This is a genomic window from Paenibacillus sp. BIC5C1 (genome assembly GCF_032399705.1).
In the GTDB taxonomy this organism is placed as follows: Bacteria; Bacillota; Bacilli; order Paenibacillales; family Paenibacillaceae; genus Paenibacillus; species Paenibacillus taichungensis_A.
In genome coordinates this window covers 5,513,396-5,524,984 of sequence record NZ_CP135922.1, presented here as the reverse complement: position 1 = coordinate 5,524,984, position 11,589 = coordinate 5,513,396, and the positions used below count along the sequence as shown (strand labels likewise).

General features: G+C 46.2%; 9 protein-coding genes. 8 read left to right on the top strand and 1 reads right to left on the bottom strand.

Annotated elements, in window-relative coordinates:
• The first annotated feature begins 95 nt into the window (after positions 1 to 95).
• The 6 genes from pulA (RS891_RS24755) to RS891_RS24730 all read left to right on the top strand — a co-directional run bounded on the left by pulA (RS891_RS24755) (position 96) and on the right by RS891_RS24730 (position 8,728).
• Positions 96 to 2,147 (top strand): type I pullulanase, encoded by a 2,052-nt coding sequence (gene pulA / locus RS891_RS24755; protein ID WP_315793496.1) that lies wholly within the window; start codon positions 96 to 98, stop codon positions 2,145 to 2,147.
• Between the two features lie 359 nt (positions 2,148 to 2,506).
• On the top strand, positions 2,507 to 5,386 hold the full coding sequence (pulA, locus tag RS891_RS24750; RefSeq protein ID WP_315793495.1) for a type I pullulanase: 2,880 nt from the start codon (positions 2,507 to 2,509) through the stop codon (positions 5,384 to 5,386).
• A gap of 279 nt (positions 5,387 to 5,665) precedes the next feature.
• Entirely contained in the window at positions 5,666 to 6,298 is a 633-nt protein-coding gene (locus RS891_RS24745; RefSeq protein ID WP_076287804.1) for a 50S ribosomal protein L25, read from the top strand.
• A 263-nt stretch (positions 6,299 to 6,561) separates the two neighbouring features.
• Positions 6,562 to 7,080, top strand: coding sequence for a hypothetical protein (locus RS891_RS24740; protein WP_315793494.1), 519 nt, complete (start codon positions 6,562 to 6,564; stop codon positions 7,078 to 7,080).
• A gap of 271 nt (positions 7,081 to 7,351) precedes the next feature.
• Entirely contained in the window at positions 7,352 to 8,317 is a 966-nt protein-coding gene (locus RS891_RS24735; RefSeq protein WP_113053482.1) for a helix-turn-helix transcriptional regulator, read from the top strand.
• A 48-nt stretch (positions 8,318 to 8,365) separates the two neighbouring features.
• Positions 8,366 to 8,728: an HIRAN domain-containing protein gene (locus RS891_RS24730; protein ID WP_113053483.1), complete on the top strand. Its 363-nt coding sequence runs from the start codon at positions 8,366 to 8,368 to the stop codon at positions 8,726 to 8,728.
• Between the two features lie 23 nt (positions 8,729 to 8,751).
• Here the strand turns inward: RS891_RS24730 and RS891_RS24725 are convergent, their stop codons facing one another.
• Positions 8,752 to 9,852 (bottom strand): glycosyltransferase family 4 protein, encoded by a 1,101-nt coding sequence (locus tag RS891_RS24725; protein ID WP_113053484.1) that lies wholly within the window; start codon positions 9,850 to 9,852, stop codon positions 8,752 to 8,754.
• A 173-nt stretch (positions 9,853 to 10,025) separates the two neighbouring features.
• Here RS891_RS24725 and RS891_RS24720 point away from each other — a divergent pair, with 173 nt between their 5' ends.
• Complete coding sequence (locus tag RS891_RS24720) at positions 10,026 to 10,340, top strand: DUF3817 domain-containing protein (RefSeq protein WP_315793493.1); 315 nt, start codon at positions 10,026 to 10,028, stop codon at positions 10,338 to 10,340.
• Positions 10,341 to 10,619: 279 nt separating this feature from the next.
• On the top strand, positions 10,620 to 11,438 hold the full coding sequence (locus tag RS891_RS24715; protein WP_113053486.1) for a TerC family protein: 819 nt from the start codon (positions 10,620 to 10,622) through the stop codon (positions 11,436 to 11,438).
• The last annotated feature ends 151 nt before the right edge of the window (positions 11,439 to 11,589 follow it).

Sequence of the window (11,589 nt, the reverse complement as noted above, 5' to 3'; positions counted from 1 at the left end):
CCCCGAGATTATGGTTAGGTGACAGAAGGGGTATAAAAGGTAAGGAGCCTTTGTTCACATCCATTTTATTGCTCATTGAGAGGGGAATACACAGCATGATTGATGACCATCACAAGTTAGACGTATTAAACGTAGTAGATACATACCAAGGAAGAGATCTGGGTGTCACGATGGAACCACAAGCCTGTAGTTTTAAAGTGTGGACGCCTGCCGCAAAGCAGGTAGATGTGCTGTTATACCCGCCTTCAACAGGGGGAAGTCCCAATGAACAGAAGAATCAGGATGAACAGAAGGAACTAGCTATGAACAAGCAGGATCAGGGCATCTGGTCCCTGAAGCTTGAAGGTGAATGGAGCGGTTATCGTTATATGTACAGATCTACCTTTGAGGACGGACGGCAGGAGATAGCGGTTGACCCCTATGCACGAGCTGTGACCATGAATGGAGAAAGAGGAGTCATCGTTAGGCTGGAACAGACGCACCCGAATGGCTGGAATGAGGATATTCGTCCAAAACTGGCAAGCCCGGTAGATGCGGTTTTGTATGAGCTGCATGTGCGCGATTTCTCGATCCATGAGTCATCCGGTATGAGGCATAAAGGAAAGTATCTGGCTTTTACCGAGACAGGTCTGCGTGATTCAAACGGGAATACACTGGGAATCGATCATTTGGTTGAGCTGGGAATCACTCATGTACATCTTCTTCCGGTATTTGATTTTGCGACAGTGGACGAATCGAAGGCAGATGACGGGACTTCCGATTGCTCACGTTATAACTGGGGCTATGATCCGCTCCACTACAACGTTCCAGAAGGTTCCTATGCATCCCGTGCAGATGAGCCGGAGACAAGAATTCGAGAGTTCAAATCGATGGTGCTCGCCCTTCATCAGAAGGGTATCGGAGTCATTATGGATGTGGTGTACAATCATACGTTTGATACGGCAGCCAGTTCATTTGAGAAGCTTGTTCCAGGATATTACTACCGTCAGCACCCGGATGGCACGTACAGCAATGGATCAGGTACAGGCAATGAAGTGGCTACAGAACGCCCGATGGTGCGCAAATTCATTATCGATTCTGTACGCTACTGGGCAGAGGAATACCATGTGGACGGGTTTCGTTTTGACCTGATGGGTCTGATCGACACGACAACGATGAAAGAGCTCGCAGCAGAACTGCATGCCGAGGTTTCTCCATCCATTCTCTTATACGGTGAACCCTGGGGTGCGCTGGAATCACCCCTTGGGGATCAAATGACACTTAAGGGAGCACAGCGTGAAGCTGGATTTGCTGTATTTAACGATAACCTCCGTGGAGCGATCAAAGGCGATAGCGATGGAACGGGAACCGGATTTGCTACAGGAGCGGAGGAAAAAGAAGACGATATATGGAAAGGTGTACGTGGAGCCATTAACGATTTTACTGCTGGCCCGTCTGAAACGATTAATTATGTAACCGTTCATGATAATCTCAACTTGTGGGACAAAGTCGTCCAAACACAAGGATTGCACGATACGCTGGGATTTATCACACATAGCGAGGATGGTCGTGTGAAAGGCAGCGCCAATGTGGAAGAGGCTGTACAGCAGGCGAATCCGTATTTGCAGGTTGACCCGGACCACATACTGGAGAATGAAACGGTTCGGCGCTGTCTGCTTGCTAATGGCATCGTATTGACTTCCCAGGGGGTCCCATTGCTTGCGGCTGGAGATGAACTTCTGCGAAGTAAATATGGCGATGCGAACAGTCATGAGAGTGGAGATTCAGTCAATGCCATTCGATGGGAGCAAAAGCAGCAGTTTAAGCCTGTTTATGATTACTATCGTGGCCTGATCCATATTCGGCGCGAACATCCTTCTTTTCGTCTTCGTACCCGGGAAGAGATTGAGAAGCATGTTCGATTGCTAGAAAAGGGAAAAGGGTTGTTAGCCTATGAACTGGCAGGAACGGCTGTCGGAGATTCATGGGAACGGATAATCATTATCTACAATGCTTACAAAGAAACCCGTACAATCTCCATTCCTTCAGGTGCATGGAATGTGGTTGTAGAGCAGGGGCAGGCTGGCAATGAGACGCTGCGTACAGCCAAAGATGGTCAGGTCAGCGTTCCCGCTATATCCATGACGGTTATGTATGCAGGTGAGTGAACGTTCACATCGCTCGCTAAACCTCAACAGGCATCAGGGCATCTTGCCGACCTAACAAGAATTAGTTGTTAAAACAGTAATGTTGCACCCTTTCTCCATTGTGGAGCGAGGGTGTTTTACTTTTTTTGTCTATCTTTTCATCAGGACAGGTACAAATGCTGTCAATCTATGGCGCTTGTTTACATATGCTGTATCTTGAAAGCGATTGCTGTGAGGAATTGCATCACATTCAATATGCTAATTGAAAGCCTCTGCTCAACCGATATGTTGAGTACAGACAACCCCGGGTTGACAAATGACGTCTCGCTCCGTAACATCGGGACAACACGAAATCAATGGATATAAAGGCGGTGGGAACGATGCCGGAATGGACATCTTTTCGTTATGAAGGCAACGATCTTGGCTTAACATATACGCGTACAGCAAGCACATTCAAGCTGTGGGCACCTACAGCTCAGCAGGTTTCGTTACTCATTTTTGATGATGAGGGACGTTACGATGCAACTGGTAAAGTAACCGAGCATGATGATGGACAGATAAGATCGATGACCCGTGACCCGAATGGAATATGGAGTGTACAACTTGAAGGGGATTGGGACGGACATTATTATATGTATCACATTACGCATGATGATCAGCATATTGCAGTGGCTCCCGATCCTTACGCTCGTGCTGTATCGGCGAATGGACAGCGAACAGCCATCATTGACCTGGATACAACCAATCCAGTGGATTGGGAAGAGGATGTGAAGCCCGTATTTCTGCGTCCGGCAGATGCAGTTTTATATGAATTGCATGTGCGAGACTTCTCATCCGACCTACATGCCGATATTCCTTTTAAGGGAAAATATTTGGCATTTACTGCTTCCGGGTTGACGGACAGAAGCGGCAACTCCATCGGAGTAGACCATCTTGTTGAACTCGGCATCACGCATGTGCATCTTCTGCCTGTAGCGGATTATCAGACGGTTGATGAATTGGCAGCGACAACGAACGCCGGTTCAAATACCAAATTGCCATACAACTGGGGCTATGATCCGCAGCATTACAACGTGCCAGAAGGTTCCTATGCCACCAATCCGCGTGATCCTTCAGTTCGAATCAAGGAGTTCAAGGCGCTTATTCATTCCTTGCACCGACAAGGCATTCGCGTTGTGCTTGATGTGGTATACAACCATACGTACAGCGTGGATGATGGACCTTTTGAACGGATTGTACCAAGTTATTATTATCGTTACCGTGAGGATGGCACATTGAGCAATGGTTCGGGTGTAGGCAATGAACTGGCTACGGAGCGCCCCATGGTGCGAAAATATATTTTGGACTCTCTCCTGTATTGGGCAGAGGAATATCATGTGGACGGGTTTCGCTTCGACCTCATGGGTCTGATTGATACAGACACGATGAACGAAGTGGCCCGTGAGCTGAGAGAACAGATTGATCCGGCTTTTCTGATCTACGGGGAGCCGTGGACAGGCGGAGATTCACCTTTGGATCGGAAAACGTTAAAAGGAACACAACGAGGCCAGGGATTTGCCGTTTTTAACGATCATTTCCGCAGTGCCATCAAAGGGGATAGTGATGGGATTGGCAAAGGTTTTGTTACCGGAGCAGACGGTAAGGAGTATGAAATTGCCATGGGTGTAGCCGGAGCGCTGGATGATTTCACATCTTCACCAGTGGAATCCGTCAATTATGTAACGGCACATGATAATCTCAACTTATGGGACAAAATTGCAACAACGATGTACCTCAGGCATGATCTCGGTTACCCTGTATGGAGAGATGGGCAGCCCGTAGAAGGAGGCAGTGCAGAATCGGCGGTTAAAGCAGCAGACCCTTATCGTTATGTTGATGCGGATGATGTACTCGATCATGAGATGGTCCGTCGTTCCTTGCTCTCAACAGGGATTTTGCTTACCTCACAGGGTATTCCATTTCTTCATGCAGGGGATGAGATGCTGAGATCCAAAGCAGGAGATCATAATAGTTATCGCAGCGGGGACGCCGTGAATACGATCACTTGGGCTAACAAAGCTCGATTCAGACCTGTTTTTGACTATTATCGCGGCCTGATTCATCTGCGGCGCACACATCCGGCCTTTCGCATGATTAACGCCGAGCAGGTACGGAATCATCTTCGCATGATTCGTGCAGAAGGAAATGTAGTTGCATTTACACTGGATCACGGAGCAAATCAGGATACCTGGAATCAGATCGTGGTGATCTACAACGGAACGGGTCAGCAGCAGCAAGTAAGTCTGCCGGAGGGTGATTGGCATATTGTTGTGAATGATCACCAAGCAGGTACAGACCTCATTGAGACGGTGAGCGGAACCGCAAGGGTAGAACGATGGTCACTGATGGTACTGTACGACACAGAATATGCTGGCGGTGCTGAACCCGCTGTGATTGAGATCCATTCGCCGCGTCTTGTTTACAATGCCGGAGAGATTGCTGGTTTGCGAGCGTCGGTCAGAGACCGTTTTGGTAATGTGGTGGAGAATGCATTTGTGACCTGGAGCTCTTCGAACCCAAACATTATTGCGATTCAATCTGATGGGACAATTCATACGGGGGAGACTGGGGAAGCAACGATCTGCGTCCAATGTGGCACGATTACCACAGAGTGTACGTTGCAGGTGGACCACCTCCATCCGGAGCGGATTGAAATTATAGGGGAATCGGTAATGTACACGACACGTGTCAGTCGATTTCGCGCCTTGGTTCTGGATCAATTCGGCCAGCCTTTGCAAGGGATGAATATACGGTGGAGCTCGTCTCATCTGGATCATGCAGCGGTCAGTACTGCAGGAATCGTACGTGCTTTAACGCCAGGGTCTGCCCAGATTATCGCGGAGGCTGGAGGGATTCAGGCATCGCTGAATATCAAAATCCACAAACCAATTTCGCGAATTGTTACTCTCCGATATAAACGAGAAGATCAGCATTATGAGGGATGGGATGTCTGGGTATGGGGCACAGGCATGGAGGATGGTGCTGTCCCCTTTGAGCGAGTGGGCGATGCAGCAGAAGCACGTTTTCGAGTGGCTGCAGGACTGCATCATCTGGGCTTAATCATTCGGCTGAATGAATGGGAAGCCAAAGACACCTGCGGTGATCGTTATGTTGATATCGGTCCTGAAGACGGAGATGTGCACATTATCGTTCACAGTGGGTCGGATCAGATGCAGGTTATCCGTGAAAGTGATGAAGAGGATGATCGTAACAGCGCATAACTGGCAAGATTATTAAGTTCATACCAATGATTAAAAATAGATGCTTAACAAGCAGTCGGAAGGTATTCCGGCTGCTTTTTTGTTCATCAAAAAGGACCATTTTCACCCGGAAAATAAAAAAACTCTACATGTCAGTGTTTGAGATGGTCTTTCATTGGGGTAAATATAGATATGGCCCCAGATTCGGCCACGCACGAAAAGGCCATTCTGGTCTAAGAGAGAAGCTTATGGCTTTCTAACAAATATAAGTAAGGATCCCTTGAAGGAGGATGTTCAATCATGAAATCCAACGGAAAAATGGCTCAACTTACGGCAACACCAAGAACTGAAAAGAAAGGTGCAGCATTGCGCCTGTTAAGACAAGGCGGACGTGTTCCGGCTGTCGTTTATGGCCCGGGATTGGAAGGTGCCGCGATACATGTAGATGAAAAGGAAGTGCTGAAAGTAGCACGTACAGGTCGCTCCGAAATGTTCAACCTGAATCTTGAGGGTGGCAAAACGGTTCCAGTGCTGATCAAGGATCAGCAGGAACGCAACGGACGTCTGCTGCACGTGGACTTCTTGCAAATTTCTAAGAACAAGCCGATCAGTGTTAGTGTATCGATCGACTTCCAAGGTACCGCAGCCGGCTCCAAGGCAGGCGGTGTGTTCCAGACACAGGAAACTCAACTGGAGGTCGAAGGACTTCCGGCTGATCTGCCAACTTCCATAGAGGTGGATGTTAGCGGACTGGAAATTGGTGATCGTTTGACAGCTGGAGATATCAAGCTCGATAAAGGTCTGACTCTGGTGACATCAGGTGATTCCATCATCGCTTCCGTGATGCCGCCACAAGCGGCTGAGGAAGAGCCTACGGCTTCTGCTGATGAAGCAGCACCGGCAGCACCCGAAGAACCAGCTAAAGAAGAATAGGGAGTTAGAATATTTATTATTCTGTATCTCAACCAAGCCCGGTCGTGATGACCGGGCTTTTTTATATTGGAAATGGACCAAGTGGAGTCGCAGGAGATACGCGATAATGAATGTCGTTTTAACTTATGACAGATGGTTACATAGTTTTTATTTGGTATGATGACAGTGCCCTGTTTGCGTGAAACAGCGTTACAGTATACTATGATTCGGAGTAGCAGCGATTGACTTCGGAATAATTTGCATAAGAAAGCAGGTTTCACAACATGTTTGATCCGACGATTTATGACAATCTGAAAGTAGGCTTCGAAAATTACCTATATGATCTCGATAATTTGGATGAACTTATTTCCATAACGGATCGGAAGGATCAGCTTGAGTTGGCCCGTATGTCCAGAGAGTTGGTACTGCAATTCTGCCTGCGAGATTGCCCTGACGTAACAGGCGAAGTGGTGCTAAACACATCCCTTGCGGATCTCGCGGCAGAGATTATGGAGACACAAGGAGGTCTACCAGGCTGCCGTTTGCGGCTGCGGTTCAGAATGGTTATTCAGGAGCCTGAGATTCAATGTCCGGCGATTAACTCCATATTACAGGAGAGCTGGCCGGAACAACGAATGAAGCAGCATATTCATTATGTATTTGAAGATCAGCCAGCAACTTACGCTGTCACAGCTGAAGTTCATTTTGACCGCAGTGTGAATGAAGATCAGATGGGAGATATTCCTGATCTGTGCGACCATATGGTCAATGTGCTGACTAAATTATTGCAACTGCACAAATAAACAAGCGAAAAAGTCTTGTCTCTGGTCAAAGAGACAAGATTTTTTTTATTTTTTTTGAATGCCAAATAGGCTATCAGGCGTAGGTATAAGGACTTGAGGTTAATATTTTACGCAAGCAAGTAAGAGATTGTATATTTAATAAGCCGAATAAGTGCGATTGAACTATACGCATAAGGTGAAATTGCGAAAATAAGTTTGGGACTAAAGATTTAGTACCGGACTAAAGGAACTAGTTTTCCTTGCCGATAAAATATCGAAGGGGAGAAACTACATGACAGAGAAATTAATTCGTCTTCTGCGTATACTTCAGGCTATACAAGCGAATCCCGGAATTTCCGCCAAAGAATTGGCGTTGAAATGCGGTACAACTGTGCGCACGATTTATCGCGATCTCCGAATTTTGGACAGGGTTGCCCCTATCATGAATGAAGGTTATGGCAAGGGGTATCGGTTCATTGGTGAATTTGCCATGTATCCTCTGGATTTTACCGAACAGGAAGCGATGGTGTTCTCCATGCTTCCATCCGTGGTGGATACTTCGCAACTCCCGGCTGAATTCGATTCAGCTTTTGATAAGGTGATGACAGCCCATACTAAAATGAAATCGAGAAACAGTGACATTGTAGAAAATATCGCAGGCATTATTCGTATGGGTACACCTGCATACCGGGAAGAAGGGAAGTATCCCAATTTGCTTATTCCAGTGATTGAAGCCATTCTGGATCAACAAATGATTCGAACCCAATATCACACGCTTACGAAAAATGAAATAACGGTCCGCGACATTGACCCCTATTACCTCATTCCGCGCGATCAGCGTTTCTATTTAATCGGTTATTGCCACTTGCAGAAGAAAGTCCGTTTGTTTCGGATCAGTCGCTTTCTGGACGTTATACAGACCAATACCCATTTTGTTATGGGTGATTTCAACATAACGCAGTTCATGAAAAACACGTGGTCCATTGATCGTGGGGATAAACTGATTCATTTTAAAGTAAGGTTCAGTAAAGAGGTTGCCCCCTACATAAAAGAAGAAGAAATGTTTGTTCGTCCACGAATGACGGATATGCCTGATGGCGGATTGTTATTTGAAGTAACGCTGAACAGTAGTCGTGAGTTCCTGAAATGGTTATATCAATTTGGCCCCGAAGCGGAGGTCCTTGAACCCCGAGAATATCGTAAAGAAATTCGTAAACAACTCATAGAGTGGATGAAGCATTATGAGGAAGATCAATAATTTTATCCATCTAAATTTTTAAAAAAAATGTGTAAAAGGAGCTTATTGATGAGTACCAAATTATTTGCAGCCATGTATGGAATGGAGCATTATCATGGTGTAGAAGCTTTAAACGTAGGCGATATCCTGTTTCTGGTCAAAGACCCCGACAATCGGGTGGATCCCCGAGCCATCAAGGTAGTGGTTCCTCCTATTGGGACCGTTGGATATATTGTTAATAATCCGCTGCTCGTGCCTCACGGCTGCTGGACAGGCTCGGGAATTTATGATGCTTTCCGCCAACAAACCTGCGCTAAAGTGAGGTTTGCCATGAAAGATATGATTATTGTGGAGTTAATTGAAATGATGTATGTTCCTGTTCCGCATATGGATAGCTTTATTGCAGACTGGCAGTCTCGTGAAAAAGCTTAACGAAAGTACAGGTTCAACAAGATTTATCCCCGGATAAGTCTAGTATAGGCTGCTTCAAGATGCACTGCTGTTTGGGCCCAACTGAACTGTTCAACTGCACTGGCACGACCAGCTTCTCCAAGCGAACGAGCGAGAGAAGGATTGTCTGCCAGCTTAGTCAGGTAAGCAGCGAAACTTCGGGGGTTGTGATACTGTCTCACAAGGTATCCATTACTCCCCGATACAATGATTTCACGAATGCCTCCATTGTCTGAAGCAATGACGGGCAGTCCTGAAGCCATAGCTTCAACATTAACCAGCCCGAAGGCCTCATGTTGTTGGGAAGGACACACCAGACAGTCCACAGCCCGGTACAAACGGTCAATGCGCTCATGGTCGATCTGACCTCGGAAGGCAGCATCAACCTTCAATTTTCGGGCAAGCTTCCGCAGTTTGCGGACGTAGACATGAGGTCCTTTACCTGCAATGATCAGTTGCACGGATACCTGATGCTGAATAAGAGCTACGGCACGAATCAGTATGTCCACACCTTTGCCGGGAATCAGTCGGCCTACATACAGAATGGAGAATGGCCCTGTAATAGCGAACTGCTTCCGCAGAAGCTGCTGCTCTTCTCTAGCTGCAGGCAAAAAACGGCTTAAGTCTACCCCAAGTGGTACAACACCCATCCGTCGTTTCAAGGATGGGAATCGGCGCCCCAGCCTTTGTCTAAGGGATTGACTATTGACGGCAATCCAATTCGCTTTTTTTAACAGTGCTAATCTTGCAGGTCCTGGTTGTGCAAAGGTTAACGAGTGAAGATAGAGCACCACAGGCAACGTAGGGAATGCGCGTTTAATTGCAGCCATACTATGAGGTCTGTTGTCTACCTGAATAAGATCGAAGGGTTGGATTTTCAGAAAACGGATCACTGCCCTTGTGTACTCGCTGGGGCTGGTTGCTGGTACACGACGGATCGTTATGCCATCTATGTGCTCTGCAATGGCAAGATTAGGCATCTGGCGGCTTATGATTGTCACCTGGTGACGTAGAGCAAGTTCACGAGCAATGCCGAGGATGCAGATTTCGACGGATCCGTTACCGGGGACTGGCAATTTTTCAGGCGCTATCAGGGCTATTTTCATCAACAGGTTCCTCCTTGTCCATATTCGCAACAATCTATCTTGGTCATATATCCTATGTGCATTGAATGAATTTGGCTCCTTTGGAACTGGCTTGAGAGTAAAAATCGTTTTTGTGCTATACTGTAGGGGGTGCAGTGAATTTGTTGCGCGTATTTAGAAGCAGGAGGAAAAAAATGTTACATTCAACACTCGGCCGTTTTCGACTGCTGTTGTGGCTGCAGGGGCTTTCTTATGTGCTCTTGTTATTTGTTGCTTTTCCATTGCGGGAATCAGGGATTATGCCTCAGGCAGTCACGTGGTTTGGCAATATCTACGGCTTTTTATTTCTGATGTATTTATTATTTATGGTGAGCCTTTATACCACGCAAAAATGGCGTTTACGCCGTCCAATTGCTTTATTTTTTATCTCGTTTATCCCGCTGGGCAATTTCATCTATGATTTGCTGGTGTTTCGCAAGCTGGACCGCAGTCAGTCAAATAAAGCTTGACTTTGCTTATCGTTATGAATATGATGAGAACAGATTATTGAACCTGTTTCAACTTAAAACTAAATATTCCTGATGTTAAAGGGGAGTAGCTTTCACAGTAAAGTCGTCAGTTCGGGATTACATCCCCGGCTTTATTGGCAGCAATTTTGTTGTTAGCGAGACCTTTACCAAGTTTTCATACTGGGTAAAGGTCTCTTTTTGTGAATAAAAAGGACCTTACCAGCAATGGTAAAGGTCCTTTTTTTTGTACATCATAAGGATACTAAGGAGGAGTCAATTTTGGAGTTGTCATTATTATTGGAGTATGGGTGGGTTCTCGCCGTATTAGTAGTCCTTGAAGGATTGCTTGCAGCGGATAATGCATTGGTTCTAGCGATTATGGTTAAACACCTGCCTGATGATAAACGCAAAAAAGCGTTATTTTATGGGTTAATGGGTGCATTTATTTTCCGTTTGGGTTCATTGTTCCTGATCTCATTCCTGGTGGACGTGTGGCAAGTTCAAGCGATTGGTGCTCTGTACCTCTTGTACATCTCCATTAACCACATTATCAAAAAGGTGATGGGTAGCCGAAACAAAACAGATGAAGCGGCGGATTCCGCTCCCAAAAAACCAAAAAAACAATCTGGTTTCTGGATGACTGTATTCAAGGTGGAAGTGGCAGATATCGCATTCGCGGTCGATTCGATTCTCGCAGCTGTGGCGCTGGCTGTTGCATTGCCACCAAGTGGTCTGCCTCCGATTGGCGGACTTGACGGTGGACAGTTTATCGTCATCTTCCTCGGCGGATTTATCGGCCTTGTTATCATGAGATTTGCGGCTTCCTTCTTCGTTAAACTGCTTCATTCCCGTCCAGGGCTTGAAGTTGCAGCCTTTGTTATCGTTGGCTGGGTTGGGGTTAAGTTGGCTGTTATTACACTTGCACATCCTTCACTGGGCGTTCTGGATGAGCATTTCCCGGAAAATAAAATTTGGAAATTTGGTTTCTACATTGTGCTGATTACGATTGCAGTATGCGGTTGGTTCCTGTCTTCCAAAGTGCCTGAAAAAGAAGATGAAAATCCTGTGGAAGAATTGGAAAAACAAGCAGGGAAATGATAAAACGCAAAGCCAAATTTGTCAAAACACGTATCATCAATAATCGATATCTAATCTCATAATATGCTTGAGTAAGCAGGGTCTGTTCCTTACAGACCCTGCTTTTTTTATATAAGTTATTAGCACGAAGTTAAATCTGATGCATATGCAA